A 26,792-nucleotide genomic window follows, 5' to 3' on the forward strand; every position below is an offset into this window, starting at 1 on the left:
AGCTCGTTTCAAATTGATTATAAGTATAGAAGTGAAAAACTCCTCCTGGATTATTATCGTCACCAATCATATATATGTCTTTTATGATAAGCATGTAGAACCATTTAAAAAGGGCTTTTCATGCTTTTAAAGTGGCTTTAGCCATGGGATTCTCAATTGATTCCTGTTTATTGAAATACGGAAGTCGGTTCTTCAGCTCTAAAATACCAGAGACCGTCTTCCTCAAGGCTACCTTCGCCTGGCAGTTTTTCCTGTTTAATAGCCCTTAAAGAAGGCAGATAATTCGTATACAAAGTTTTCAAATCTTTCCCCTGAATATTCCATTGTAGATATGGCGATATTTTTTCAAGAAATCCTAGTGCCTCTACAAAATCCTTCTCCCCGATGATTTTTTCGATTACCGCTTCGATCACCTGACGTTGGCGGATATTCCGTCCCTCGTCCCCTAGTGAATCGTCTTTTCGCATTCGAACATAAGATAGTACTTCATCTTGATCCAGTTCTATATTTCCTTCCGGGAAATGATGACCATCATACGTAAATTCTCGTTTGTTTTGAACCTTGAGGGGTCCTAATTCTCTTATGATTTCTTCAAATCCGTTCATGTTCACTTTGGCATAGTAGTCAACTGAAATATCCAATAGTTGCTGTACAGTTTGAACCGTCAACGGAACGTCTCCATAGGTATAGGAATGGTTAAGTTTCGTCGTTTTATTCATACCTGGGATCTTCACTTTCGTATCCCTTGGCAGACTCACGATCTTTGTTTGATTGGTCTTAGGGTTCAGTTCTGCAACCATCAACACGTCTGGTCTCCCTTTATCGTTCTCCCGCTCATCTACACCCATTAACAGGATATGAATGACTTGATCAACGTCCACGTCCTCTTCAACTGTTTTCTCATGTAGTTCATTCTTGGTACTCGTTTCAATAGGATGATAGGTATCATCAAAAAACGCACCTATCTTAGAAAACACAAAATATAAAAAGACTCCGGATATTACAGTTAATACAATTAATATACTAATAGCAATCTTCCACTTTGACTTCATTGATACTTTTCTCCCTCCTTAAAACGTGATCGGTTCCATCTGTTCTGTTATTGCCTTCATACTATAGCCTTGATTGGACAGTTTTTGAAGGAGAGGCTCTAAATGAGTGCCCGTCGACTGGTTCTCATACGGAAAGGAAGCTAGTCGTGACATGACTCTTTGAACATACTCCTCACTATCTACATTCCAATCCCGTAATCTAAAGCCTTCATTCTTCACTGCGTCCAAATAATCCAGCTTCATATATGCTACGGACTCGTAAGGAACACGAATCAATTCACTATGAATTCCTGTAATGGACTCTAAAGTAGACTGGACCGTCAACATTTCTCCCACAACAGATTTATAGATTTTGGCCACATCATGAGTAATACCATGCAATCCTACACTATGACCATCTTCTACCATATGTTGAACGGCATTACTATGCTTTCTCATATTTGGTTCTTCAGTTAGATGTTGGTTCTTCCCCTACATCAAGAGTTGGTTCATCTTGAACCTTTTCTGTTTGATAGTCGTTGTATCGTTCGAAATCTTTGCTTCCCCCGTATCAAGTACCCACGAAGTGGAAAGTATGAGTAAAATCACGGAAGCTCCCACTCCCCCGTCAATTCAATGGGTTTGATCCATTTTCTTTTATCCCTCGTCTACCCATGTCTATCACCTTTCTGTTTTCTAAGTTACGTTTAATGATAGAGTCATAGGAAAAGAAAAGGGTTACTTATTAGTTACAAATAACGACGACTTTTGTTACTTTTTTGTTACTTTTGTCGATTGAGTTTACACTATGCTAGTGAAAATCTGAAATGGAAAAGTTTCTATCACATTTTGTTTTGGAAGAACCATCCTATTTATTAGGATTATTAAAAGCCTGTTAGAACTCAAATACAAGTTCAAACAGGCTTTGCTATTTATGTGCAATAGTTTTTAATTATGTTGATAAATGAAATCATTTCGGCTCTACAAACGACCTTACTTATACCTTTTTTACAAATTCCGATTTTAATTTCATAGCTCCAAATCCATCAATTTTGCAATCAATATCATGATCTCCATCAACTAAACGAATATTTTTTACTTTTGTACCTATTTTTAAGACAGATGAACTTCCTTTTACTTTAAGGTCTTTGATTATTGTTACGGAGTCACCATCGTTTAAGACATTTCCATTAGCATCTTTGAAACTCTTTTTACTTTCACTTTCCTCTGTTTCTAATTCTTTAGACCACTCGTGAGCACATTCTGGACAGACAAAGAGATTTCCATCTTCATAAGTGTATTCAGAATTACATTTTGGGCAATTCGGCCAATTAGACATACTTTTATTTCCTCCATTTGTTAATCTTCACTATTCATTATGTTATATAACTAATCAAGGTTGCTTAATTTTTAAAGTCCTTAATTTTACCTGTTCCATTACAAATAGAGCACTTTACTTTAATAAAAGGAATCTTCGTTTGCATTTTCCCCTTGCCTTTACAACGTTTGCACAGAACAATAATAGCCATTTTATATTCCTTCTTTACTTTTACTCTACTCTCCATTATCTGTATCTTTGATTTTATCTAACATAGTTATCGTATCAATAAGGTGATTATTGAATATTTCACGAGCGACACTTAGTAGGTCAATAATCATTGGATCTCGCAACGAATAGATAACCCTGTTAGCATCTTTGGTACCTGTAACGATATTTTTAGCTCTTAAAACGGTTAATTGCTGGGACACAGCAGATCCTTCACTTCCCACTAGGTTTTGAATTTCATTTACATTTTTGTCTCCTTCAGCTAAAAGTTCAAGAATTTTTATCCTTAATGGATGAGCAAGAGCTTTAAAGAAATCAGCTTTAAATTGTTGCATTTCTAAATTCAAATTAGTTCCCTCTCTTTCTAGATACAATTAAGATGTCGTAACGACTCCCCTTTTTGTCCATTGCTCTCCCGTGCGCTAGAAAAGGGCTTTACATTCCCCTAATGGCAATATGTTTGCATCCGAGACATTTGTCCTTATTTAGATGTTCGATTGTAATATTTATTGCACTACCCGTATGGTCAAAAAAATGTTCTTTCCCCAGGTACTCATATAAACCTGTCTTAACACTCTTAGGTTGCGGCTTGATACCTGATATCAATACAATTCCATGTTTTGAAAAACTCTTTATGATACTTGATAAAAAAGATTCACCAGTAATTTTGACCCACCAAACAGTGAAATTAATATACCTGCAACGATGGACGTTTATATTCGTATTCCGGTTTAACCCCAGAAGCAATCGCAATCGCCAATCCCTAAAGGAATAGCAATTACCCCAACAACTAGACCAGACAGAAGGTCTTTTTGAAAACTTTGTAACGTATAGCTATTAAATCTTCCAGTAAAAAACCATCTATGTTGCATAGCGCCCTTTCTCCATTTATAATAATCATAACATGTATATCTGATTATTTGAATATACCACTATATGAATTTACTCTGTTTCCTAACTAATGTCAGAATAAATTTTAGAGGTGATTTTTATGAAAATAGGAGATAAAGTTATTTATAATCGTGATTTATATCAGATTCTGTATATTTATACAACAGGATATTGTGAAATTAGGAAAGAAAAGGCGAACTATACTTTTGAATTGGTACATATGAAGGATTTAGAAAGAACTCAGGATACTTTTTATTTCTACATTGACCATATTTTTTAGTGAAAATTCAAATGAAAGGTTTCGTATATTGACCCATTGAACATTTTCATTTGAAAGATTTAAGAATGGAGCGAGAATATTGACAATGGAAATAAAAAAACAGGATCTTATACAGCATGGATTGAAGGTACTTCAATCCGTTGGTTCTCATTATATTTGTGAAGTCTGCATTAATAGTGGGAATTCTTGTTGTTTTGGGTGCCAACATTTAGAAGATGGGATTGGATGTCAAAAAAGAAATACCAGTTGCACCGCTTGGTTATGTGGTTTACAAATGTTCTTTTTAAATGAGATTGGGTTGTTGGATGATTGGGAAAACTTATGGGATCAGATTCCAGGACAAGGTTTTCGTGAAGATAACACCCCAGAAAGGATAAACATAAAGTCGTTCCTTCCTTTTGAAGATTTAGATGATAAAGCGGGTAAATTGGTAGCTGAAAAAATAGAATTATTTGTAAAAGATGGAGGGGATATTGATAAGTTAGAAAGACAGTTGAACAAAGATTTTGTTCTTAAAAATTCAATTAATTTCCACCCTTTATTTAGAAGATAATATGGAATGACTTTTAATTTATGAGGTCCCTTAACCCTGTATAATTTTGCAATTGCCTATGTACTTTCATCGTTTCCGTTATCTCTTCAAAATTGAATATACTTAAATTAAGTATGGATTCAATTTTATATGACAAATATAGAATTTGTATACTTTGAGAATAATAATGGTGGTGATAGCATGTTCAATTTTATTTGGACGTTAATATTACTTTTTGGTCTAGTGATTCTGGCTATGCGTTGTATGGGTAAAACGGTGTTGGCTCAGTTGACGCCGCCTGACCTTGCTGCCATTGTGTTTATCGTCACGTTGTCCGTTAGACCGATCAAAGCAGATGGATTAGGACAGACTGTTATAGGGATTTTCCTTATAGTCCTCATGTATATCTTATTATCTAAGTTAAGCCTTTTTCGCTGGTTGAACAGACTATTCATCGGCAATCCGAGTGTGTTGATCAAACATGGAAAAATTTCAAAAAAGGAATTACGAAGAACACGCTTTTCTCTCGTAGAATTATTGTCGGCTATTCGATCAGCAGGATACCCGAACATACAGGATATCGACTACGTGATTCTTGAACCTAATGGAGATCTTAGTATATTGCCTAACCAAGCTGTTGTTAATTTAACACCCAGCCACTTAAATATTGAAACAGATTATCAAGGACTTCCTATTGCAGTGATTGTTGAGGGAAAAATCCAGCAAAAAAATTTAAATTTGATTCAGAAAGATGAAAAATGGCTTCAGGAAGAATTAACGAATAAAGGAATTCACAAAATCAATAACATTTTTTATGCCGCCGTCAGTGATAAAGATCATTCTTTAATCGTTGATACAGGAAATCAATCATCTTGATGATTGTAATGACAATGTTTTTTTATCCTTGTAATTAACTATAAATTCTCCATATTCAATAAACTAATGGAAATGCCCCCAAATTTTAGTTTATATGTTGCAGAAACTCAATTTCATTTAATTTTCAGTACATTACCCTATTTCTTATCTCGGCATTTAAAAGTGTGGCTTCTTCAGAATGTTCCTTATATCTTTAATTTCTTCCCCAAAAGAATGGTGATGCCAAACCATCTAACAGTACCATACACACATCCCCGAATTAAAAAACATAAATACCAACCTTATATATTTTGAATAAAGAAAAGCTGGAAATCCACTGTCTGATCGTCATCTATACTTCAGCAAATGGTTCCTTTTCTTCTTCGAAAAAGCAAATAATGTTATTTTGTGAAATAATATGCTTATTAACTTAATAGCTATTTTTGCTTGAAATTAGTATATAAGATTAAATGAAAAAAGATTTTTTGGAGGCTAAAAATGCAATACGAATAAGCTCAAAATCAGACCGCTCATCCCAACCTTATTTTTTGTTATGGAATAATGCCATTTGGACGTAGCATGAGCGGCCGTGTATTTCCATGTAAAGGTATTCAATCCGCCTCTCATGTCCTGCTTTTTCCACGCCTCATTATAGGGGGTTTCTCCTACTTACCCGACGGAAAAGGACATTCAAAACCGTGTGTTAAGAGATAAAGAGGATTGAAGGATCTATATTACAAAACGATCTCCACTCCAAAATTTTTATTCATGTACGAGTGGTACAAAGTATGTCGTTTTTCTTGAGTGGATTAAACGTTCTTGATTAAACCAAGCGTCCGATTGTAAAGTTTTAAATTTAACAACCAAAGCTTCTTCTTTCTCCTTTGAAGCTACAATTGGTTGATCCAGTCCATATAAAGGATCAAGGGTGTATAAACTACTTCTTCCTAAGTAACCCTTTTCTGTACCAATATAGTTTGCTATAACCGTGTAAGCTTGTGCTCCTATCGCAACTGCATCCCACGTAACCATTGAACCTTTTGGATATTTATTAACTGAGATTTCTTTATTGATTTCCATCTCCCCTCCATATTGTCCATGCCACGCAGAGGGTATTGCTATGATATCAGCCCGTTTGACCGCTAACACACCTGATGCCTCTGGATATCGAGCATCTTCACCTAATAGAACACCGATTTTCCCTAATTCTTGAGTCTCAAAGACTGGTAACAAAGAGCCAGGTTTAGCCCATTTTCTATCGGATTTATTAAGATGTGTTTTTTGACTAAAAAACCACGATAAATAGACGAACAATAGAAGTGTAGGTTCTTCATACCGCTAATGATTTCCGTGCAAGACTACGCTTTCCGCGGGTAGCCCGTGAGCCTCCTCGGCAAGCCTGCGGGGTCTCACATAAGCTACTTTCCCGCAGGAGTCTTCGTCTTGCACTCCAATCACCCGCTGGAAACAGCTAAAATCAAATGAGTCGAAAATAAATAATAAACCCGAACAAATCTGCACACTAAGAGGCAGGTTTGTTCGGGTTTGACTTAGGCTAAAAAACTTTTGTCCCATCCTCTTTTAATCAATTAATTATTCTTGTTACTCATAAATAAGAACCATTACTATTTACAAATCGTAATAGTTACGATATATTATTTAAAGAAATAAAGAGGAGGATACAAATGAGGAAAAAATGGTTGGCTTTATTTAGTTTATTAATAGTCCTCTCCCTTGCTGCATGCGGAGAAGGAAATGAGAAGAACAGTGCGGAACAGGCATCGTCTTCAACTGATGCGGTGAAAATTTTCACTACGGTATATCCCTTGCAGTTTTTTGCAGAACGGATTGCAGGTGAAGAAGCTGAAATTGAATCACTTTTACCTCCTGGATCGGACTCGCATACATATGAGCCCACTTCTAAGGACGTAATGGCAATTGCTGAAGCAGATGCCTTTATTATGAATGGCGCGGGACTGGAGGCGTATGCTGAAAAAATCGTTGAGGCTGTAGAGGCTGAAGATGTGACAGTTGTTGAAGCAGCTGAAGGGATTGAGCTTAATGAAGGAGCCCATGACCACGATCATGGAGAGGATCATGACCACGGAGATCATGATCCTCACGTATGGCTGGATCCAATCCGCTCCATTGAATTAGCAGAGAACATTAAGAATGTATTAGTAGAATTGAAGCCTGAAGAAGAGGCACTATTTAATGAAAACTTTGAAACACTCAAGGCTGACCTTGAAGCTCTTGATCAGGAGTTTGCCACTGAACTGGAAGCAACATCAGGCAATCACTTTATCGTCTCTCATGCCGCATATGGCTATTGGGAAGAAGCTTATGGTGTACATCAGATTGCTGTTTCCGGATTGAGCCCGACACAGGAACCGTCTCAGAAAGAACTCCAGACAATTGTAGAGACAGCTAAAGAATACGGATTAAAGCATGTCTTTTTTGAACAGAACATTACGACGAAAATAGCTGGAGTCGTAAGGGATGAAATAGGTGCAGAAACACTCAGACTTCATAACCTGTCTGTACTGACAGATGAAGATATTGAAAATGATGAAGACTATTTTACACTGATGAGACATAACCTGACACAGTTGCATACAGCATTGGAACAAGCACCTGCTATAGAACCGGAAGATCACGACCATGACCACAGCCATGAATTAGATGAAGAAGCAAAGAAGATTTATGATGGTTACTTTGAAGATGATCAAGTTAAAGATCGTGAGTTATCTGACTGGGAAGGTGACTGGCAGTCAGTTTACCCTTATTTACTGGATGGTACCCTCGATGAAGTATTTGCTCACAAAGCAGAAGACGGAGATAAGACTGCCGAAGAGTATAAAGAATACTATACAATAGGATACAAAACTGGCGTCGAGCGTATCATGATTGATGAGGATACGTTCACCTTCTATGAAGATGGAAAAAAATCGTCTGGAAGCTATACCTATGACGGGTATGAAATTCTAAACTATGAAGCGGGAAATCGTGGAGTACGCTATATCTTCAAGCTTGCTGACGAGCAGGAAGGAAAGATGCCAAACTATATCCAGTTTAGTGATCACAGCATTGCCCCAACTGATTCACATCACTATCACTTGTATTGGGGAGATGACCGGGAAGCGTTGCTGGAGGAAGTCGTTAACTGGCCAACCTATTACCCTTCTGACTTGAGCGGCGAGGAAATCGCTCATGAAATGATGATGCATTGATTACCCCTTCTTGAGATAAGTACAACAATAATATCCGGTGACCCCTTCTTTGGGGAACCGGATATTTATATATATATATAGAAGTCATTTTTACACATTCAAAATATTGTATACATTCTTATGGATTCCCTGGAAAAAAAATCCGAAACGTCGTCCCCACACCCCGTTCACTCTCCACCTGTATTTCACCCTTCATCCGTTTGACAATTTGATAGCAGACGGTCAAGCCAAGTCCCGTCCCTTTTTCCTTGGTCGAATAATAGGGTCTGCCCAATACTTTGAGTTGTTCCGGAGGCATGCCGGCTCCATTATCTTGGATGACAATCATCATTCTGCCGTCTTTATGTACATTGGCTGCCGCCGTGATTTCTCCATTTTCTTTTACTGCCTCGATCGCATTTTTAAGAAGATTGAGCAATACTTGCTTCACCTCAATCTTTATCCCTTTGATCATCAGATCATTTTCAATATTTCGAATGATTTGAATGCTGTTCATCACGGCATAAGTAGACATCACGTCAACGGATTCATTCACGGTGTCGGTCAAACTGAACACCTCGTATTCCTCCGTTTGCGGCTTGGCAAGGGAAAGGTATTGATTGATGACGTCTTGTGCGTGATCTAATTCCTGTATGGAAATGTCGATAAAACCCTTTTGTTTATTAGTTAACGTTTCTCTTTGCAGGAGCTGCATGAACCCTCTTACGGTCGTCATGGGATTTCGGATTTCATGGGCAACGGAAGCCGCCAATTGGCTGACTATATTTAACTTTTCAGCTTTCATGAGCTCTTTTTTGATCCTGTTTTGTTCCAGTCGGTTTTCAATCAGATAAATGGTCAGGATCAGCGTGATCCATATGATCAGGGTAGAGCTTGCTACAAGCGGGAGCTGCTCTATTTCATTGTTCTGGATTAAAAAAATGGATCTTGTAACCGGGATGAACAAATAAAAAACAGAAATCAGGAGCATCTTGTTCTTCCAAGTCAACCTTTTATACCATTTCGATAAAGGGATCAGTAACACACCATAGATCGCATAATTCACGATCAAAAAGGTCATTACATGGTTGGTAAATAAACCAATCAACAGCATGGAGGTGAACGTACTGAACCCCATTCTCTTACCACCATAGATAAAGGCAAGGATGACGGGAATCACTTTGAAATCGTACACATATCCGCTTGAGTAAACAACGGGGAAGATCATAGTAAACACTAAAATAGCGAGATTCATGAGAAAGAACTTAAGGGTAAACCCTTTTGTTCCGCTGTCCGATTCACTCGTAACCATTTGAAAAAGAAGAATCGTAAAGAGAATAAATACCACATGCAAAATTAATTGATGGACAGTCTCTAACATACAAGGTCTCCTTTAAGAAAAAAGCGTCTACTCTAATTCTTCGACATCCTTATCGGAAATCCTTTCCAATTAGCACGAACATTCGACAAAAATTAGGACCTTTAGGTGAGGGAATTCCTTGCACCTCACCGATAAGCGCTTATTCCTAATATGTCAGAAAAAAACGTCCCATGGCAACCCAAGGGCTGTTTTCTATACATTTTTTGATCTAAATAGCATTTTTCAAACGTTCAATCCAATCATCCATACCTTTGGAAAGGGGTATGACCTAGATTCATGCGGGAATTAATTTTATCGTGCGGGTTATGGAATAATCATGCGGTTACCGGAATAATCGTGCGGCCTTCAGATTAATCATGCGAGAAAACCGATAATCATGCCGCCGTGTCGAATTTTCTTTATTTATTAGTCCTAAAAATGCACCTGACTCCCCGTACGCTAAAACTTTCCCGTGCTGAGAGTCAGGCACCGATATTCTTTTCTGAATACATGTATCTATCTGCCTCTAATTGGGGCATTTTTTATGCTTGACCCCTGCGCAAAAAAGAACGCTGCCTTGAAGACAACGTCCTCCCCAATTCCTTATTTGCATCTCCGAAAAATCCAGAGCAAGCAAAAGAACCAACCGCATGCCCTCGTTTACTTCATCGTGTACCGCCTTCAGCGACTCTTTTATTCATCCCAAGTCTAGTAATGTATTGAAAGAAGTTGAGTGCTACTGCAGCCCCTAAACATCCTAATAAACACCCAAATACCAGGTAAATAGAAGGTTCCGATTCCCCAATAAGCACTGAAGCAACCCCACCTACTGCTGGGAACAATGCCACCATGTAGCTACTTAAAGCTGCTCCAATTTGCTTGACTAAATTCAGATAAAACATCCAGGCCGCAAATGAAGCGACCACTGTAAGATATAGAAGAGCTCCTATATATGAAGGGTAGTAGGTAAATAAAATTCCTGTCCTTGAAATATCGAAATAATAAGTAATAGCACGGCTGCTACTGCTCCACCCAAACTGTTTGAATAGACTGGATTTAAGTTATGTTTCGCATTACGTGCTGAACTTGCATCACCAATGGAGGTTAACATCGTTCCCAGTAGTGCGATACAGATTCCTTTTATGTAATTAATCGCAAAGTCATGAGCCAGGATAGGATAGACCATGACCACAACACCAATTAATCCGATAATCCCACCAATCAAGATCCGTGGTTCCAGCTTTTCTTTCAAGAATATCTTTAATGAGATTGGTGTCAGGACCGTTTTAAGTGAAAAAATCAAGGTAACTAATGCTGCATTACTCCAAATGGTTCCATAATACAAAAACAAATAACTTAATGCAAAATTACAGATTCCAAACGTGATGATTGGAAAAAGATCTTTCCTTTTAGGAAATCCTTTTGGTCGTGTGAAAATAGCTAAAATAATGAAAAGAAATGCAGCTCCGAACAATCTGTATGTCAATGAAACCTCCAGACTAACAGGAGTACCCTGGATTTTCACTGCAATAAAATTTAACCCCCAAACCATCAAACAAAAGATATACATAAAGGTTCTCATTAACGACACCATCCTACAACCGGTTCATCGCGTAATCCTCCAGTTAAACAAGCTAAAGGATCCTTCTCATTTAATTTATTGCCAGTAACGAATTCCCGGTACTGCCCTCTTTCTAAGATTTCATTGTACATTGTCTAACTTCCCCCAATCAATACGGCTCAACTTAGATTAACTTCGTGAACATAACCTTTGATATATGTAAAAAATTTGAAGTAACTAAACATTACCAGACATTTTTATCAACCACAATGCTAAAATACCGGTGCCTGACCCCCGGTACGCTAAAACTTTAACGTGCTGGGGGTCAGGCACCAATGTTGGACTAGGTTACCGATGAGCGCTTTTTCCTATTACGTAAGAAATAAACGTCCCATGACAAGCCAAGGGACTTTTTCTATACAGTTTTTGATCTAAATAGCATTTTTCAAACATGCAATCCACACCCTGGAAAAGGAGTATTACCAAGAATCATGCGGGAATTAAAATAATCGTGCTAGTTTCGGAATAATCATGCGGCTCTCGGAATAATCGTGCGGCTTTCAGATTAATCATGCGAGAAATTCGATATTCATGCCGGCGTGTCGAATTTTCTTTTTTTGTGAGTACCAAAAACTTACCTCTCCCCCGGTACGCTATTATTTATCAGGTAAGCGCGGGGACGACCTAATGTCTTCATCTGTATATATTGAGAATTCCAATTGTCCTTTATAAGCTCACATTACGGCAGAAACCGCTCAAGCATGTTACGCTTTTCCCCTTTAGACGCTGCCAGACCCCCAGTACAAAAAAACGGGCTCTTTTCTAAAAGAAAGCCCGTTTTCCTATTCTTAACTCAATTTAATTGGTGAATGTATATCATCAGAATCCGATATGCTCGATAGGAAACCAATGCCTTTCCAACAGTAAAGGCTCAATTCGTCACTTACCTTATTTATTAACCAGTTGTTCCGCCAAACCGATTAGAAGTCCTTCGGTTCCACGAATGTAGCAAAGCCGATACGAGTCCTCGTACTGAACCACTTCACCAACGAGCAGAGCACCATGCTTAGTGAGTCTGGATACCATTTCGTCAATGTCTTCAACGGTGAACATGGCGCGTAGATAACCGAGGGCATTTACAGGAGCAGTCCGGTGATCTGATATAGTAGGTGGGTTGAGAAAACGCGAAAGTTCAATTCGGCTGTGGCCATCCGGGGTAACCATCATAGCTATCTCTACGCACTGAGAACCCAATCCGGTTACGCGACCAGCCCATTCACCTTCGACAGTGGCTCGCCCTTCGAGGATCAAGCCAATCTCCTCGAAGAAAGAGATTGCGTCATCAAGGGATTCTACAACGATGCCGACATTGTCCATTCTTAGTAATTTGTTTTTTTCCATCGTTTAACCTCCTCATGTGTGAAAATTTATTATCTGATCATCTTCATAATTATTCTATTAAAAAGTTTCAAATTCCTTCCTAACAAAAAACACCTTGCCACAGTTCATGATATCAATGAAAAGTCACAGTATAGGAAAATTCGGGTATTTGTTAACGAACAACACTTCGTAAACCCTCTACTATTGGAATATTCGCGAACCTTATTTCTTGATGCCGTCATGTTCAATTAGTTTCAAAAATTCGATACCGTAGTTGCTATTCGGGAAGCGCGGGGACGGACCTAGCGTTATCATCTGTAAGTATTGAGAATTCCAATTGTCCTTTGTAGGCTCTTATTTCGGCAGAAACCACTCAAGCACATAACGCTTTTCCCCTTTAAACGATGCCAGACCCCCAGTACGAAAAAACAGGCTCTCTTCTAAAAGAAAGCCCATTTTCCTATTCTTAACTCAATTTCACTGGTGAATGTATATCACCAGAATCCCGATAGGATCGATAGGAAACCAATTCCTTTCCATTTAAAGAACCATCCAGTTGTAAAATGCGTTCATTGGTGGTCTCTAAGTAGAACTGATAGTTGTTCATTTTTAGTCTGAAAAAGGAATAGGTGTTGCCGAGCAGGTGCTTCCTGATTTCACGTGTGTCAGGGTGTATCTGAATAAAATCCGCCAGCTCCTGTACGGAAGATGAAGGGATTTCAGCGATAGAATAGTACGTCCCCTTCATATTGTCTTTTAACTTACTCATTGCGGTCATAGCCCTGTCTTTAAATTTTCTGCCATCTAACTCCATAGGTCCACTCCTCTTTCGTTACTATTAAGAAGAATCCCCAATATCTCATAGAATAAACCGATATTTTTTCAGCTGGCCATTCCCCTATATAAAGAAAAGGGCCATGCCCCTGCACGCTGAATACAGCACGTAGAGGAAAGGCCACGACTTTAAGACTTCTGTTCAATCATCTGAATAAGGTTTCCACATGTATCGTCGAAGACAGCTATTGTGATGTCGCCCATTGCGGTCGGCTCCATCGTAAACGTTACACCTTTTTCTACTAATCGCTTGTGCTCTTTGCGAATATCCGAAACCCCAAACATGGTTACAGGGATGCCGTCTGCGAATAATTTCTCTTGATACTCTTTCGCAGCCGGGTGCTCATTTGGTTCAAGTAAAAGCTCGGTCCCGTCTTGTTCATCAGGTGAAACAAGCGTAATCCACCTGTGTGCTCCTGTGGGAACGTCATGCTTTTTCACAAAGTCCAGCGTGTTCGTATAAAACGCCAATGCTTTGTCTTGATCTTGAACGAATATACTGGTAATAATAATTTTCATCATAATTGCCTCCTTTAATCGTCGCAATGGCAGATTCTCTTCTGCCTATTTGTGATAAATTAGTCTACCCATCCTTTCAATAAGTCTTTAAGTGGTTCTTTGTTAAACATAAGTACTCGATATTTTCCCTTCCGTTCTGAAATGACGAGTCCTGCATCTTCCAATAGATTAAGATGTTTAGTGATCGCCTGTCGCGAAATGGAAAGGTTGTGTTTCATAACGAGACGTGCCGTAAGTTCATACAACGTCAGCGCGTTGCGGTCGGAAAGCTCATCTAGGATAAGTCGCCTAGTCGAGTCGCCAAGTGCCTTGAATATAGTGTCTTTGTCCCAAGTCATAAATTCATTATATGCAACTCATTGGTTGCCTGTCAAGCATAAGCAACTATTTGGTTGCTCGATAGAAGGCACTTAATGATTCAGCTATAATAAAAAGAATCCCCTTTTAATGTTCAGAGAGTTATTTGGACATAGAAAGAGGCTGGGACAAAAGTTTTTTATCCTAAGTCAAACCCGAACAAACCTGCTTCTTAGTGTGCAGGTTTGTTCGGGTTTATTATTTATTTTCGAATCATTTGATTTTAGCTGTTTCCAGCGGTTGATTGGAGTGCAAGACGAAGACTCCTGCGGGAAGAGTAGCTTATGTGAGACCCCGCAGGCTTGCCGAGGAGGCTCACGGGCTACCCGCGGAAAGCGTAGTCTTGCACGGAAATCATTAGCGGTATGAAGAACCTACACTTCTATTGTTCGTCTTTTTATCGTGGTTTTTTAGTTTTGTCCCAGCCTCTTCATCTTTTTATCGTCTTTTTAAAGCACCCTTTAGTGGAAGATGAAAATAGCCCTTACATTTCGTAGGAGCGATGATACGCATTTACTTTTCAGCTGAGATTATCAAGAACATAGGTCTACGGAGTTCGTCTTTCATTTCGGGCATACTTTCTAACATTTCATTAGAGGGAATAGGTTCTTTAATTTTCGTTAGGTTAAAACCTGCAATAATTAAGTCGTTGACATAAGTTGAAAATGTACGATGATATTTTATAACATTTTCAGTTAGGAACGTTGTTTCACGTAATCCTTCTAATTGGTAATTGTCAATTGCCCAATGCAAACGATTCCCTTTGTCATCATAATACCAATCCTGTTCATTTCGAGAAGTGAAAATTGGATGTTCAACGGAAAATATAAAAGAACCACCTGGCTTTAGACAGTCATAGATTTTTTTACAGATGGTTTCAAAGGACTCTATATAGTGAAAAGCCAATGAACTGATCACAACATCAAATAGCGATTTAGAAAAATCAATGTCCTCAATAGGCATCTTAAAATATGAAATGAAGGAATCATTAGTCATTTCACGAGCTTGTTGAAGCATTTTTTCAGATATATCTACTCCAATAACAGACCTTGCTTGCTGTTCACGAGCATAACGACAATGCCAGCCAAAACCGCATCCCAAATCAAGCACACTTTTGTTTTGGAGTTCGGGTAAAAGCTCTTTTAATACATGCCATTCTCCCGCACTTTTGAGCCCTTTGACTGATCGTTCCATATTTTTATATGCAGAAAAAAATTTACATCATCATACTTATTTTGCTTCATAACCTTTACAACTCTTATATATTTAGTTAGCCTCCAAACAAATAAAGCAGGTCCAATTCAATTGTGAATTTGCCTGCTATTTTCAAAGCTATTTGGAATTTTCTCTCCCCAAACGTAACCCCTTACTTTAAAAAGGATTCCTTACTTATATGTGTAACCGTTACTCCAATTACATTAAACAACCTACCACACAACTCTACAACGTTTAAATCCTCACTCGTGCCAACGGAGATTTCTTCTTTTGGAGAAGTACCAGGACGTTTCTAGTACTGCTTTTTGAATCGGGAGAACCGTCCAGTGCTTTCAGGGAGTATTATGCCTAAGGTATTGAAATCCCTTCCTTAATAAAATATTTTATATTTCCTATTATTGAATCAATGAGTTCGACTTCATCTAAGGGGTGATTTCCTAATGATCCTGTTTTCTTTATTTCGTTCTTATCAATATCAATAAATAATTTCATTACAATGTTTTGATGCTTATGATCAATAACGTTGACTTCCGCCATTTTATTATAGATATCAATTCTCACATACTCATACTTGACTATTGGAGTTATGATCGCCTTACTCGTCCAATCTTCTTCCATTAAAGGTCACTCCATTCTTTGCAAGAATAGCTGCCATTGTCACTATTGATCTCCCTGACCATTTGGCTTCCAGATTTACAATTAGAGCTTTTACCTCTTCAATTAAAGCATTAAGGGATAAAATATTAACTCAACATATTTAGCAATTGTTCCGTTGAAAGTATGGTGGCGAATTCATCATTCAAGGTAGCCAAAGACACATTATGTATAATTTCTGGATCATAATAATGGCCATCTTGATCTTCCATTCCAAATGCCGCTGTAGCATCGGATATAAGGTATGTTTCAAAACCTAAATTCCCGCTCATTCTGGTAGTTGTTGAGACGCAATGAGGAGTGGTTAATCCTGTTATTATTACCGTTTTAATATGATTTGCATTTAACGTTTCTTCTAAATTGGTGCCAATAAAACTACTATTCACTTTCTTGGTAATAACCACTTCTTCTTCAAGAGGACTAACCAATTCCTTTATGGTGAAACCTTTATTGTCGGGATAAAATACAGAATCAGGATGATCTGACTTGTGTTGAATGTGAATGACTTGTCCTCCTTTCGCCCTCCAAACCTTTAGTATTTCACTAATATTCTCTTCTGCATTTACATTATTTCGTTCTCCCCATTTTGGGTCATCAAATGCTTTCTGAACATCCACTATAATCAATGCACTGTTATTATTCACGATCCTTCCTCCTCTATGAAATTCGGTTAGTCATTTATTTATTATAAGATTCAACAAAAAGAGAGATAAACCTTTTCAATAAACGCGCTCAATAGTTGATGAATCGAGAGCCCTCATTTATATGCTACCGTTCCCTCTTTTCAACAAATAACAAAATTAACGTCGCCAAAGGACCCATTACAAGTGAAAGCAGAAACCAGTTTAACCCCTTCCTATTTTTACCTTGTGCAAGTGCAGCATTTATCAATGCCAGTGTACCCCAACCTACAAAATATTGATTATCCATCATCTGTCCTCCATGTGTTCTTCAAATCAATACCAATTATTTCAAATCCCATTATCCTACTCAAGCCAAATTTTCACAATAAAAAAGCTTACCGTGTTCTCGATGATCATATCCGGTATTAAATTTAAACCTTCTAATTTACTGCGAATACAGTTCTACTATTTTTTTTATGGGTAATTTATTTGTATCACTCAGATCAACAAAATAGGGTAACTGCCATTTTTGAGTTTTTATCGCTTGTTTGCTAGTTGGGGTATCCCAACTAGGGTAAACTCTAATGGCCATTTTCCCTTTTGTAGCACTTGTTTTAAGAATATTTTGTTTGGCAAGAATGTCTTTCGGGAAAATAAATTGTCCCCATTCATCATTACTCAAAAAGGTATTGATGACCAACAAATCGGGTGCCTTTTCATATGTATATGGCTGATTTTTATCATTTTCATCTTTTTCCCAAAAAGCAACAAACTGCCCTACCTTATTAGGTGTTTTTTTTGCGACTCTAAATCGAACTGAGCAAGAAGCTAATTGAAATGTACCAGCTCCGTAATTTGAATTTTGTTTTTCTTCTTGAATCGATTTTACGTTTAATTGATTGGGTTCATAAACTAATTTGTTTACATGAGTTAACGCTTTATTAAAATTGTTCACATCTTCACTCCTAACCTTTTAATTTTTTCAATACTCAAATAAGTTTTCATAAAAAATGAGCTTACCGTGTTCTCGATAAGCCCCCTTTTAATGGCATAAAGTACGTGTTGAGGGTCAGACCCCAACGATAGCCCGGGCCAAGCTTTTACCCGTTCTTATCTAATTTTTTTTCGAGCAATTCCACTCGTTGTTTTAAAGTGTTTATTTCCTTTATCATTTCTCTATCATCTTTCTTTTTTGACTTTTCTGTATCTTTATAGATGATTTGATTGACACCCCAATAAACCATTAAAATGCATAGTCCAAGTACGATCAAGGTAATTATGATACCAAAGAACGTTTCTAAAATAATACGTCAACTCCTCCTTTTTTTAAATTCGAAGTTTTTTACCGGCCTATATTTCCATTATTTCTTTAACAGTCCAATAACGGAATATAGAATAATCTGCTACTCAAACGTCAGCTTTTGCCCTCTATAATTGAAAAACGATTTAACTCTTTGAAGTAGTATCATATTATTTAAACTTCTTTGAAAATATGATAAAATATGGAAAAAGAAGTGTCAAACATATTTGACACTTCCATTACCTAAACGTTTGAATTTCTCGATGTCTATTCCTATAATTAATGTCTGTGAAGTTTTTGGATATAATTCATATTAAAGGCCGCCAGGTAGATATGATTTTGTCCGTTTTGCTTGCCTACTCAGGACACTCCGTTTAGGGAGAGAAACAGCAATTGAACCAGACATAGCAGTCTAATTCACATAGGAATTAGATCTGCTTCTTTTTTTGTTAGATCAGTGATTAAAATTGGGTAGATTAAATAAATCATTTGACTTCGCCGGAAGCTGAAAAATTGATTCTTCCATGTTCTATAGTCATTCAAAAATGATAAAAAACGATAAAACGCCAAAGTTAGAGAAGGGGGTGGCGTTTTAACAAACTTTATTTACGTTTTGGTTATGTTATCCTGATTGAGTTTAACAGACTTTGGAATCAGGGATTTAATTTTAAACTACGGGAATACATTCAAAGCAAATGAACAAACTAATAAACGGGAAGCAATTAGCTCATGCTCCTTTCTAAAATGGATACCTTCAAATATTAATTTGGAGGTATCTTTATTTTTGGATTTGTTAATTCACCAAATCTAATTTTTGTATAACTAACTAAACTTTATCCCAATAGAGATTTTTTAAGTAAACTCTAAAGTTCTCATAATAATTTCATGCTTCGGGGAAACAATAACTATAGATCTGAAAGATCTAATTTAAATTTAGAAAGGAGAATGAATGTGAATAAAAAGTGGCTTCTCTTGCTAACAAGTATGTTCATTTCTGCTATGTTAGTTGGATGTAACTTTGGGGATCAGGACCCACCACCTCCTGAAACAGAACAAAATGGAGATCAAGATCAACAACCAGAACCGAATCCGGCACCCGAAGAAGAGCAAGATCCAGACCCAGGAGAAACTCCTGCAGAAGAGCTTGAAGAAGACCTAGAAGAGCCGTTTGAAGATCCAGACGGTGATGGAATAGACGAAAATGATCCCAACCCAGAAGAAAACTAATACCAATTAATTGCAAAGTAATATAAATTGATATTAGAACTAAAAAAGTAAAAGAGCCAATCCTTTTAAAGAAATAAGGAGGTGGCTCTTTTCTCACTTCCGAACTTCTGCAAGATAGACAAAAGAAATAATATGGTCTATCCATTTATCAACCCTGGATTGATCTTCAATTTAGTGACCCGATTGCAGAATAACTATAATATCACTCGGAATTCACCTAGTATAAAACCAGAAGTACTTTCCCTAACAAATATGTACTTATGTCCCATTGTCTTTTTTGAACGGTATCATCATACTTAAAATTGACACCGCTATCGAACTTAGAATAAACCATCATTCATACCCAAGCACCATTCCAACATCTGCTTTGATGACTACATTTATTAACATTTTCCGACAGATTCTTTACAAGAAATTAACTTGAGAAATAATAACTCCGTACACTATCATTGCAAGTAGAGGCATATTCAACTAATTGCCAATCCCCATTGAAAACTATTTCAACCAGTCTTGCTTTTAAACAGTCCCTAATCGTTCTAAATCGTGACCGTTCCACATTTCACTTTGATTGCCATCTTTGTCTTACTATTAACCTCTCATTCTCTAAGAATAAGGGGTTGATATATAAATTTACATACAGGAGGCATTCCCATGTTGAAGAAATCGATGTTGTTTGTTTTTGCACTGGTTCTCTCATTCGCTTTATTCCTGCCGACCGCCTTTGCGTTTCCGCCTGGCACACCGTCCAAGTCTACGGCCCAATCACAACTGAACGCTCTGACCGTGAAGTCCGAAAGCTCCATGACCGGCTACTCCAGGGACAAATTTCCGCACTGGATCGGGCAAGGCAGTGGCTGCGACACCCGTCAGTTAGTGCTCCAGCGTGATGCTGACTACTACAGCGGCAGCTGCCCTGTGACGTCCGGCAAATGGTACAGCTACTATGACGGTGTCACCTTCTACGATCCTTCCGACCTTGATATCGATCACGTCGTCCCCCTTGCTGAAGCGTGGCGTTCCGGTGCCAGCAGTTGGTCGACACAGAAGCGCGAAGACTTCGCCAACGACCTGAGCGGCCCGCAACTAATTGCGGTGAGTGCCAGCTCCAACCGCTCCAAAGGCGACCAGGATCCATCGACGTGGCAGCCACCGCGTTCCGGAGCAGACTGTGGTTACTCTAAGTGGTGGATCAGTACCAAGTACAAATGGGGTTTAAGCCTGCAATCTTCAGAGAAAACCGCACTTCAGGGCATGCTGAACAGCTGCGTTTACTGATTTGAATAACAGCAATGCCCGTACGACCGGCTCGTACGGGCATTGTTCATACCAAACACAATAGTGGAGGAATACATATGGATAAGATATCAACGATTTTCACCGCAACCCATGGTGTCATGACCTCTGAGGTCGGCGTGATCAGCGGTGAGCTTGAACTTGTCACCACCTGCGATAATGATGGCGTGCTGACTCTTGCTGTGACATATGTTGGGGCTGAGGAGTGGTATTCGCTGCCGGGTGAGGAGTATCGTTTGCATGATATACGTGATCATAAAGTGGTTCATGAAATGCTTGTGAATGTGTTGGCGCGTCCTTGAAACAGAGGGACATAGCAAAACCCCTTTCAAAAAACGATGCCTGCCCCCGGCACTTGAGTAGAAGAATATAAATCAATCCGGATGATTACACGTGGCAGGACAACATCGTTGAGTCCTGCCTTATTTGTGTTTTGTTTTTACTGTGAGGGATGCTTCATTTAAAAATTTTATGGTATGATGATTAAATTGTTTGCCATAACAAATACTTATGTATATTCATCTTAGAAAAGAGGTACTTATGCAAGAGACTGTATTATCCAAACAACATTGGTTTCTCATCTTCACACTTTCGTTACTGACATTTGTTCTCGGGACAAGCGAATTTGTCATCGTCGGGATCTTAACGGAGATTTCCTCGAGCCTTCATATAACGAACGCAACGGCAGGTACGCTTGTATCAGCGTTTGCGATTACCTTTGCCATCGCCACCCCGATCGTCATGTCCGCAACAAGCCATTTTCCAAAGCGTAAATGGATGTTGTTTTTGATAGGGTCATTCATCATTCTGAATGCTTTGTGCGTGATTTCGACAAGTTACATCATGCTCCTGGTACTCCGAATGCTGACAGCCATTGTCACAGGCGTTTCAATTTCCCTTGCCATGACAATCGCGAGCGAAGCGATTCCAGTGACAAAACGCGGAGTGGCCATTTCCTTCGTTTTCGGTGGATTCACTCTGGCAAACGTGATCGGAGTTCCCATCGGTACGGTCATCGCGGAGTGGTACGACTGGCATGCCACATTCCTTTTGACGACGATTCTTGGTGTGGTTGCCTTTTTGGCATCTTTTATGAATTTGCCCAGTAAGCTCAGTCAATACCGCAGTTCCATGCGTGATCAGTTTTCTTTATTGACTCACCCACGGATCTTGATGGCTTTCTTTATCCCGGCTCTTGGGTTCGGCGCAACCTATGCGGTATTTACGTATCTTGTCCCGATTCTGGACATGATGGGAGCACCAGGCGACTCCATCAGCTTGATCCTGTTCGCCTACGGATTCATATCGATCTTCAGTAACATACTGGCCGGAAAGATTGCCAGTCACAATGCCATCGGACGCCTCCGATTCGTTTTCCTTATCCAGGCCTTTGTCCTGATCGGATTGTACTTTACGACCGGCCATTTTATCATCGGCTTGATCAACATTGGCCTGATGTCCTTGATGGCGATCCTGCTAACCACCTCAACCCAGCTTTACTTAATTGACCTTGCCGGTGTGTATCAACCTAAAGCGACAGGACTCGCCGCTTCCTTGATGCCCGTTGCAAGCAATGTCGGTATCGCCATGGGATCGGCACTCGGAGGGCTTGTCTACCATCAAGGGCCATTGATGAATGTGTCACTTGTCGGTGGTGTGGTTGCGCTTTGTGCGAGTCTGTTGACTTTCTTGAGTTATCGATTGGATCGGAAGCATGAGAGATTAGCGTAAATTGCGAAAAAGAAAAAGGGGGCCAGATCCTCAACACGCTATAACGTGTTGAGGGTCTGGCCCCAAACTTCTCCTAAACGTCATGTGATGAATCAATAAAAACGTCCATGATCTTATCACAAATATCATGATGAATAGTCCCGTCAAAATTCAATAAAACCACCACTCCCAGATTGAGCTCAGATACCATGGTCATCAGGGATCTTACACCTAACTGACCTCCCCCATGTTCAACGATTTTATATCCCCTATAAGTATCTGTAAACCATGCAAGTCCATAGCTCCTGACATCACATCCAGGCGCCCTCCATTCTTCGCTTACAAGATGGATGGGCTTTTGCATTTCGCCTATTAAATCTGATTGTAAAACAGTAGATTCTTTATTCAAATGGAATGTTAAATACTTGCCTAAATCATTGGCGGTTGAATACAAATACCCGATTGGCGCCGAGATTGGGTTGATGGGAAAAGGCGTTTCTATTTTACCCTCGCCTACATAATATCTGGCACTGTTCTGATCTATTTCCACCACATGTGAGTCACTCGTTGTCCGTTTCATACCCAGGGGTGTGAGGATGTCATCGGTAAGGGATGCTTCCCATTTGCTTCCTGTCACCTTTTCAAACAGATCGGCAAGAATCACATACGCATCTGTGCAATAATTCCATCCCTCTCCTGGCGGGTATTCCAATTCTACTTTTTCAAACCATTTCGTGATATCTTCGCGATTTTTTATACTAGAAATCTCTTCTTCTGTCAGCTGATAATGATCCAATGCTTCTTGAAATTCCGTCGGTGTATCTGAGAATATTTCTCTTACATTCGGAGCAATCATATTGGCGATTCCTACTTCTGAAGGAAAACCTGCCGTATGAGACAACACATGCCTGATCGTGATCGCGTCACTATGCTCTTTATTCTTCGTTCGGAAGTACGGCAAATAGGTAACAACCGCATCGTCCAATCCAATTAAATTCTTCTCTACAAGCTGCATAATGGAAAGGGCCATAAAGTTCTTGGATATACTTTGAATGCTCATCCATGTATCGCCATCAATCTGGCGTTCTGCGTTTCCGATCCGGGCGTTCCCAAAACCTTTAGAATAAATCGTCTCTGAGTCTTTCACAATAGCAACGCTTACTCCGACTCCCTGGTGATCATGAAGCAGGTCATTTATGTATTCTGTTATTGGGTTATATTGTTCATTACATGATTTCATACGAACCTCCATACATGTATTTCTAAGTCCTGTAGTATCTCTTATTCAAAAAAGGATTCAGACCGCGAAAAAATCAAAATTTGTAAGGGGCCTCAACTTGTCTCTACTGTTCTCCACTTTGGATTGAATCGCTGCCGACATTCAATCCGTATTACTGCTAAAATATGGACCACAATACCCTATTTCGTGTGTTTGTATATAAGTCCACTTGAATCCCTTATCTACTATATAAATATCTTGTTCCTCTATTAAGTCATCTGTTTTAAGCATCGAGGCTTTTTCTAGAAGAAGAGCATAATCTGAATGTTGATAAAACACATAGCAATCATTCTTTAGTTGTTTAGTAAAAGCTACTTCCGCTTTGTCTCTTTCCAGACAATCTTTTTTCATATAACTGAACAGGTGCCATAGATAGCCACATGAACCACCAGTATCATGAAGGAAAATCGATTTCTTATCTTCTTCGCTTAAATGAGCCGCAAATTGATCTTCCCATTTCTTTCGTAAGTACGGACCCCATTTTGGCATTTCGATGATCTTTATCTTCTGAGCTTTAAGTCTATCGTATAGGTCGTTCATCTTTGTTCCTCCATAAGTAAATCTCCCATTAAATCCAGGACTCTTCTTCAAGTATCCTATTCCACTCAATACCAATTATTTCAAATCAACTCCAATAATTCCACCCTTTTTATCTCTTGCTTTTCAATCACATAAAGAAAACGGTGACCACCGTCCTGTAGGTGTAACGACTCACTCAAAGCCGAACCCTGATGAATACATGATCCTAAAGGAATAGGAAGAAGGATTCAACCTTTGAAAAGTGTGATGATTCACAAAATTTCAACTTGTTAGAAGGTTATTCAATCCACTATCATTTCAAGTAGAAGCGCACTCAACTTATGGACAATCCCCTTTAATAAATCACTTCAGCTGATGAGTCTAATATACGATTGTAATGAAGTTGCCAGACAGACTAATCAGTTTGTCTGACATTTTTACCTTTTCATTCAATCAACGTGCCTGGGTTAACGTTCAGAGCGTTCAGTTGTGATTGGGAAGTGGACTTGGATGGTGTGCCAGGCGGAAACGCAAAGCGGTCGGCAGGAATAAAGCGAACGATAGAACCAGTGCAAAAACAAACAACATCGATTTCTTCAACATGGGAATGTCTCCTGTATGTAAATTTATATATCAACGTCTCATTCTAAGAGAATGGGATGTTAATAGTAAGCCGTCAGCGAGAAGGGTGTAGTACAATCTATCCATTGCTAAGAAAAGTGTTTGTTCGGTTCCATGTTACAGAAAGGGATCCATTACTTTTGCAAAATCATATCGATATGGGGGATGCCATCATCCAGATAGGTTTTCGTTATCGCCCTGAATCCATATGATCCATAGAACTCCCGCAAATATTCCTGAGCCTGAATCCTCACCGTTCTTTCCCCTAATTCATCAAGAATGAAATCCAATCCTCTTTTTACTAATTCACTTGCCAGTCCTTTACCACGATATTCATCCTTCACAAGAACTCTGCCAATGGACGGTTCTTTATACGAAACACCTGCCGGTAAAAGTCTTGCATAAGCAACCACCTCCCCGTTTTCTTCTTTATAAAGATGATACGCGTGCAGATCCTTCCCATCCACTTCCAAGTAGGGACAATGCTGTTCCACCACAAAGACCTGGGTCCTCACTAGTAAAATCCCGTACAACTCGTGAGTGGATAGTTCATTAAAGCTCTTTAATTTCCAGTTCATTGATATTGGACACCTCTTATGTACTGTTTTTTTGTGTGGGTTAGAGAACCGTCCCCATACTTACTTTCGATTCTATTCCACAATTAGAAAAAGGTCGAGGATTATACATCCCGACCTGTCAAAGTTTACTTCATGTGGAATATGCCTTTGCCGACAAACTTTTTGTATCCCCAAAGGCTTAAAACAGCATGAGAGGCACCCACCATGCTAATACCATTCCAAGCTTAACGACATCTGATATTGTAACCATAAACAATCCATATCCAATCAATAATCCTGCAATAACACAGTTTAGTGCCCAAAATATCCTCTTTCCTATTTTAATCACCTCTCTTTTATGAGCAGGCATATGCAAAAACATAACCGCATATTGCTGAACATGCCACCCCTTCGATAACGTTTATTAACGCCCAAACAGAAGCATGCACACACGGACTAAACTCAAGTGTCTTTTTATCTGCAGATATTCCATTAAATGCTATGTGATTAATATTACTAAATGTTTTTCCATTTTTAAATACCAGTTCCTCCATATGCAACCCTGCCACTAGATCGCTTACCTCTAGACCACTTTCTTTAAACCACTTTAATGACTCCCTATATTCCTATTACTATGAAGTTTTCCAGCACTCTTCTTAATTTCTTTCTTGCTCATCTCCGTAATTCCATCAGGAACATCCGATGCAGTTATAAGGGATAGCGTCAGGAATTTGCAGGAAGGTTCAATATTAAAAAACCTAATTTTTCAGCATTAAATGAGAAATTAGGTTTTTCATTAATAGAAAAAGGCTTATAAGTATTTATCATTAATCACTTTCATATGGTGTAACTCGTGCCCGACAATTCCATATGCAATGGTACCTACCGAAACTGGGCTGTTCATTACAGTTCCATTACGAACCCATGCTGCATCATCAATGGTTGAAATAAGGCTTAACGTGTTGGAGCGTACTATGTCTAAACCAGCTAGTAACTGCTCCCAGGATAATTTGTTGAAGTTTGCCGAAGAAACATATTGATCCTGTTCCATTGCTGGGAGTGATGCACTTTCATTTCGTGCAATGGCAAGCATTCGATACGACATCACACGTTCCGAGTCGGTCATATGTCCAATCACTTCTTTTAAAGTCCATTTCCCTGGTGCGTATGCCCTCCTTGCTGACTCCTCCGATACGCTGCTTAAGAGGGTAATCGTCTTAGTTCGTTGCTTACTAAGTATTTCTTCAATATCTCCATCCGGCACAAGACTAACATACTTATCATGCTCAGGATTTTCAATACATAATGGTCGTGGACGCACAAGGATCCTCCTCATCGGAATAGTTAATTCTGGTTATAGGCTAATATTCGACTGTCTAGAAGATATTTCCTTTATTTTTGATATTTAATTTCATTACCGCAAAATAGTTGCAAATTTA

At 38.9% G+C, this 26,792-nt stretch carries 28 protein-coding genes and 4 pseudogenes; 7 read left to right on the plus strand and 25 right to left on the minus strand.

The genetic code is table 11. The features are described from left to right. Positions 1-167: 167 nt before the first annotated feature. From F0342_RS00345 to F0342_RS25660, 5 genes and pseudogenes are all read right to left on the minus strand, one after another. Positions 168-1,052 carry an LCP family glycopolymer transferase gene (locus F0342_RS00345; protein ID WP_149154086.1) on the minus strand — a complete coding sequence of 295 codons (885 nt, stop codon included), beginning with the start codon at positions 1,050-1,052 and terminating at the stop codon, positions 168-170. Positions 1,053-1,070: 18 nt separating this feature from the next. Beyond that, complete coding sequence (locus F0342_RS00350) at positions 1,071-1,490, minus strand: polysaccharide deacetylase family protein (protein WP_149154087.1); 420 nt, start codon at positions 1,488-1,490, stop codon at positions 1,071-1,073. A 538-nt stretch (positions 1,491-2,028) separates the two neighbouring features. Continuing rightward, on the minus strand, positions 2,029-2,370 hold the full coding sequence (locus tag F0342_RS00355; RefSeq protein WP_149154088.1) for a zinc ribbon domain-containing protein YjdM: 342 nt from the start codon (positions 2,368-2,370) through the stop codon (positions 2,029-2,031). Positions 2,371-2,585: 215 nt separating this feature from the next. Next, positions 2,586-2,924, minus strand: coding sequence for an ArsR/SmtB family transcription factor (locus F0342_RS00360; protein ID WP_149154089.1), 339 nt, complete (start codon positions 2,922-2,924; stop codon positions 2,586-2,588). A 318-nt stretch (positions 2,925-3,242) separates the two neighbouring features. Further along, a pseudogene (locus F0342_RS25660) lies at positions 3,243-3,449 on the minus strand (SulP family inorganic anion transporter); the annotation flags it as partial. A gap of 378 nt (positions 3,450-3,827) precedes the next feature. Between F0342_RS25660 and F0342_RS00365 the strand changes: the two are divergent. Continuing rightward, entirely contained in the window at positions 3,828-4,301 is a 474-nt protein-coding gene (locus tag F0342_RS00365) for a DNA mismatch repair protein (RefSeq protein WP_149154090.1), read from the plus strand. Positions 4,302-4,481: 180 nt separating this feature from the next. Beyond that, the gene (locus tag F0342_RS00370; RefSeq protein ID WP_149154091.1) at positions 4,482-5,156 is read left to right on the plus strand and encodes a DUF421 domain-containing protein; all 675 of its coding nucleotides are present in this window, start codon (positions 4,482-4,484) and stop codon (positions 5,154-5,156) included. Positions 5,157-5,681: 525 nt separating this feature from the next. On the opposite strand, the pseudogene F0342_RS25225 reads toward F0342_RS00370, so the two are convergent. Together F0342_RS25225 and F0342_RS00380 are read right to left on the minus strand one after the other, a co-directional pair. Continuing rightward, positions 5,682-5,756: pseudogene (locus tag F0342_RS25225) on the minus strand (chitin-binding protein); the annotation flags it as partial. 141 nt (positions 5,757-5,897) lie between these two features. Then, positions 5,898-6,449 (minus strand): carbon-nitrogen hydrolase family protein, encoded by a 552-nt coding sequence (locus F0342_RS00380; RefSeq protein WP_149154093.1) that lies wholly within the window; start codon positions 6,447-6,449, stop codon positions 5,898-5,900. Positions 6,450-6,820: 371 nt separating this feature from the next. Between F0342_RS00380 and F0342_RS00385 the strand changes: the two genes are divergently transcribed. Then, positions 6,821-8,365: a metal ABC transporter solute-binding protein, Zn/Mn family gene (locus F0342_RS00385; protein WP_149154094.1), complete on the plus strand. Its 1,545-nt coding sequence runs from the start codon at positions 6,821-6,823 to the stop codon at positions 8,363-8,365. Between the two features lie 118 nt (positions 8,366-8,483). On the opposite strand, the gene F0342_RS00390 is transcribed toward F0342_RS00385, so the two are convergent. The 12 genes and pseudogenes from F0342_RS00390 to F0342_RS00440 form a co-directional block, all read right to left on the minus strand. Continuing rightward, positions 8,484-9,725, minus strand: a complete 1,242-nt coding sequence (locus F0342_RS00390; protein WP_149154095.1) for an ATP-binding protein — start codon at positions 9,723-9,725, stop codon at positions 8,484-8,486. Between the two features lie 644 nt (positions 9,726-10,369). Then, a pseudogene (locus F0342_RS00395) lies at positions 10,370-11,286 on the minus strand (DMT family transporter). Then, on the minus strand, positions 11,286-11,417 hold the full coding sequence (locus F0342_RS25230; RefSeq protein ID WP_262481577.1) for a hypothetical protein: 132 nt from the start codon (positions 11,415-11,417) through the stop codon (positions 11,286-11,288). The pseudogene F0342_RS00395 and the gene F0342_RS25230 overlap by 1 nt, the downstream one beginning before the upstream one ends. Before the next feature lie 796 nt (positions 11,418-12,213). Next, entirely contained in the window at positions 12,214-12,666 is a 453-nt protein-coding gene (locus F0342_RS00400) for a VOC family protein (protein ID WP_149154096.1), read from the minus strand. Between the two features lie 445 nt (positions 12,667-13,111). Further along, positions 13,112-13,459 carry a hypothetical protein gene (locus F0342_RS00410; RefSeq protein ID WP_149154097.1) on the minus strand — a complete coding sequence of 116 codons (348 nt, stop codon included), beginning with the start codon at positions 13,457-13,459 and terminating at the stop codon, positions 13,112-13,114. A gap of 149 nt (positions 13,460-13,608) precedes the next feature. Then, entirely contained in the window at positions 13,609-13,998 is a 390-nt protein-coding gene (locus tag F0342_RS00415) for a VOC family protein (protein WP_149154098.1), read from the minus strand. 59 nt (positions 13,999-14,057) lie between these two features. Next, a complete protein-coding gene (locus tag F0342_RS00420; RefSeq protein WP_149154099.1) occupies positions 14,058-14,336 on the minus strand; it encodes an ArsR/SmtB family transcription factor in 279 nt (92 codons plus the stop codon). A 532-nt stretch (positions 14,337-14,868) separates the two neighbouring features. Continuing rightward, positions 14,869-15,599 (minus strand): annotated as a pseudogene (locus F0342_RS00425) (class I SAM-dependent methyltransferase). A gap of 319 nt (positions 15,600-15,918) precedes the next feature. Further along, positions 15,919-16,188, minus strand: a complete 270-nt coding sequence (locus F0342_RS00430) for a hypothetical protein (protein WP_149154100.1) — start codon at positions 16,186-16,188, stop codon at positions 15,919-15,921. 125 nt (positions 16,189-16,313) lie between these two features. Next, positions 16,314-16,868 carry a cysteine hydrolase family protein gene (locus F0342_RS00435; protein WP_149154101.1) on the minus strand — a complete coding sequence of 185 codons (555 nt, stop codon included), beginning with the start codon at positions 16,866-16,868 and terminating at the stop codon, positions 16,314-16,316. A gap of 124 nt (positions 16,869-16,992) precedes the next feature. Beyond that, complete coding sequence (locus tag F0342_RS24575; protein ID WP_188048341.1) at positions 16,993-17,154, minus strand: hypothetical protein; 162 nt, start codon at positions 17,152-17,154, stop codon at positions 16,993-16,995. A gap of 138 nt (positions 17,155-17,292) precedes the next feature. After that, positions 17,293-17,802, minus strand: a complete 510-nt coding sequence (locus tag F0342_RS00440) for a MepB family protein (protein ID WP_149154102.1) — start codon at positions 17,800-17,802, stop codon at positions 17,293-17,295. A 1,296-nt stretch (positions 17,803-19,098) separates the two neighbouring features. Here F0342_RS00440 and F0342_RS00445 point away from each other — a divergent pair. From F0342_RS00445 to F0342_RS00460, 4 genes are all read left to right on the plus strand, one after another. Continuing rightward, entirely contained in the window at positions 19,099-19,374 is a 276-nt protein-coding gene (locus F0342_RS00445; RefSeq protein WP_149154103.1) for a hypothetical protein, read from the plus strand. 651 nt (positions 19,375-20,025) lie between these two features. Continuing rightward, complete coding sequence (locus F0342_RS00450; RefSeq protein WP_149154104.1) at positions 20,026-20,649, plus strand: HNH endonuclease family protein; 624 nt, start codon at positions 20,026-20,028, stop codon at positions 20,647-20,649. 14 nt (positions 20,650-20,663) lie between these two features. Further along, positions 20,664-20,969, plus strand: coding sequence for a hypothetical protein (locus F0342_RS00455; protein WP_262481578.1), 306 nt, complete (start codon positions 20,664-20,666; stop codon positions 20,967-20,969). A gap of 238 nt (positions 20,970-21,207) precedes the next feature. Further along, entirely contained in the window at positions 21,208-22,398 is a 1,191-nt protein-coding gene (locus F0342_RS00460) for an MFS transporter (protein ID WP_149154105.1), read from the plus strand. 73 nt (positions 22,399-22,471) lie between these two features. On the opposite strand, the gene F0342_RS00465 is transcribed toward F0342_RS00460, so the two are convergent. The 6 genes from F0342_RS00465 to F0342_RS00485 all read right to left on the minus strand — a co-directional run bounded on the left by F0342_RS00465 (position 22,472) and on the right by F0342_RS00485 (position 26,674). Then, positions 22,472-23,617, minus strand: a complete 1,146-nt coding sequence (locus F0342_RS00465; protein WP_188048342.1) for a serine hydrolase domain-containing protein — start codon at positions 23,615-23,617, stop codon at positions 22,472-22,474. Positions 23,618-23,758: 141 nt separating this feature from the next. After that, complete coding sequence (locus F0342_RS00470; protein WP_149154107.1) at positions 23,759-24,196, minus strand: DUF4275 family protein; 438 nt, start codon at positions 24,194-24,196, stop codon at positions 23,759-23,761. A gap of 734 nt (positions 24,197-24,930) precedes the next feature. Next, complete coding sequence (locus tag F0342_RS00475) at positions 24,931-25,374, minus strand: GNAT family N-acetyltransferase (protein ID WP_149154108.1); 444 nt, start codon at positions 25,372-25,374, stop codon at positions 24,931-24,933. A gap of 178 nt (positions 25,375-25,552) precedes the next feature. Continuing rightward, complete coding sequence (locus F0342_RS24580) at positions 25,553-25,723, minus strand: hypothetical protein (RefSeq protein ID WP_188048343.1); 171 nt, start codon at positions 25,721-25,723, stop codon at positions 25,553-25,555. Further along, positions 25,710-25,907 carry a hypothetical protein gene (locus tag F0342_RS00480; protein WP_149154109.1) on the minus strand — a complete coding sequence of 66 codons (198 nt, stop codon included), beginning with the start codon at positions 25,905-25,907 and terminating at the stop codon, positions 25,710-25,712. The genes F0342_RS24580 and F0342_RS00480 overlap by 14 nt, the downstream gene beginning before the upstream one ends. A gap of 257 nt (positions 25,908-26,164) precedes the next feature. Continuing rightward, positions 26,165-26,674, minus strand: coding sequence for a DinB family protein (locus F0342_RS00485; protein ID WP_149154110.1), 510 nt, complete (start codon positions 26,672-26,674; stop codon positions 26,165-26,167). Between the last annotated feature and the right edge of the window lie 118 nt (positions 26,675-26,792).

It is taken from the genome of Bacillus sp. CH30_1T (assembly GCF_008364765.1).
GTDB lineage: Bacteria > Bacillota > Bacilli > Bacillales > Bacillaceae_B > Rossellomorea.

Excerpts from the sequence above, each read along its gene's own strand:
- F0342_RS00385 (WP_149154094.1), top strand. The coding sequence starts at position 6,821 with ATGAGGAAAAAATGGTTGGCTTTATTTAGTTTATTAATAGTCCTCTCC.
- F0342_RS00480 (WP_149154109.1), bottom strand. The coding sequence starts at position 25,907 with ATGGAGGAACTGGTATTTAAAAATGGAAAAACATTTAGTAATATTAAT.
- F0342_RS00345 (WP_149154086.1), bottom strand. The coding sequence starts at position 1,052 with ATGAAGTCAAAGTGGAAGATTGCTATTAGTATATTAATTGTATTAACT.
- F0342_RS00350 (WP_149154087.1), bottom strand. The coding sequence starts at position 1,490 with ATGAGAAAGCATAGTAATGCCGTTCAACATATGGTAGAAGATGGTCAT.
- F0342_RS24575 (WP_188048341.1), bottom strand. The coding sequence starts at position 17,154 with ATGGATAATCAATATTTTGTAGGTTGGGGTACACTGGCATTGATAAAT.
- F0342_RS00400 (WP_149154096.1), bottom strand. The coding sequence starts at position 12,666 with ATGGAAAAAAACAAATTACTAAGAATGGACAATGTCGGCATCGTTGTA.
- F0342_RS25230 (WP_262481577.1), bottom strand. The coding sequence starts at position 11,417 with ATGTACAATGAAATCTTAGAAAGAGGGCAGTACCGGGAATTCGTTACT.
- F0342_RS00410 (WP_149154097.1), bottom strand. The coding sequence starts at position 13,459 with ATGGAGTTAGATGGCAGAAAATTTAAAGACAGGGCTATGACCGCAATG.
- F0342_RS00465 (WP_188048342.1), bottom strand. The coding sequence starts at position 23,617 with ATGAAATCATGTAATGAACAATATAACCCAATAACAGAATACATAAAT.
- F0342_RS00430 (WP_149154100.1), bottom strand. The coding sequence starts at position 16,188 with ATGGAAGAAGATTGGACGAGTAAGGCGATCATAACTCCAATAGTCAAG.
- F0342_RS00455 (WP_262481578.1), top strand. The coding sequence starts at position 20,664 with ATGCCCGTACGACCGGCTCGTACGGGCATTGTTCATACCAAACACAAT.
- F0342_RS00475 (WP_149154108.1), bottom strand. The coding sequence starts at position 25,374 with ATGAACTGGAAATTAAAGAGCTTTAATGAACTATCCACTCACGAGTTG.
- F0342_RS00460 (WP_149154105.1), top strand. The coding sequence starts at position 21,208 with ATGCAAGAGACTGTATTATCCAAACAACATTGGTTTCTCATCTTCACA.
- F0342_RS00415 (WP_149154098.1), bottom strand. The coding sequence starts at position 13,998 with ATGAAAATTATTATTACCAGTATATTCGTTCAAGATCAAGACAAAGCA.
- F0342_RS00355 (WP_149154088.1), bottom strand. The coding sequence starts at position 2,370 with ATGTCTAATTGGCCGAATTGCCCAAAATGTAATTCTGAATACACTTAT.
- F0342_RS00390 (WP_149154095.1), bottom strand. The coding sequence starts at position 9,725 with ATGTTAGAGACTGTCCATCAATTAATTTTGCATGTGGTATTTATTCTC.
- F0342_RS00370 (WP_149154091.1), top strand. The coding sequence starts at position 4,482 with ATGTTCAATTTTATTTGGACGTTAATATTACTTTTTGGTCTAGTGATT.
- F0342_RS00420 (WP_149154099.1), bottom strand. The coding sequence starts at position 14,336 with ATGACTTGGGACAAAGACACTATATTCAAGGCACTTGGCGACTCGACT.
- F0342_RS00450 (WP_149154104.1), top strand. The coding sequence starts at position 20,026 with ATGTTGAAGAAATCGATGTTGTTTGTTTTTGCACTGGTTCTCTCATTC.
- F0342_RS00470 (WP_149154107.1), bottom strand. The coding sequence starts at position 24,196 with ATGAACGACCTATACGATAGACTTAAAGCTCAGAAGATAAAGATCATC.
- F0342_RS24580 (WP_188048343.1), bottom strand. The coding sequence starts at position 25,723 with ATGCCTGCTCATAAAAGAGAGGTGATTAAAATAGGAAAGAGGATATTT.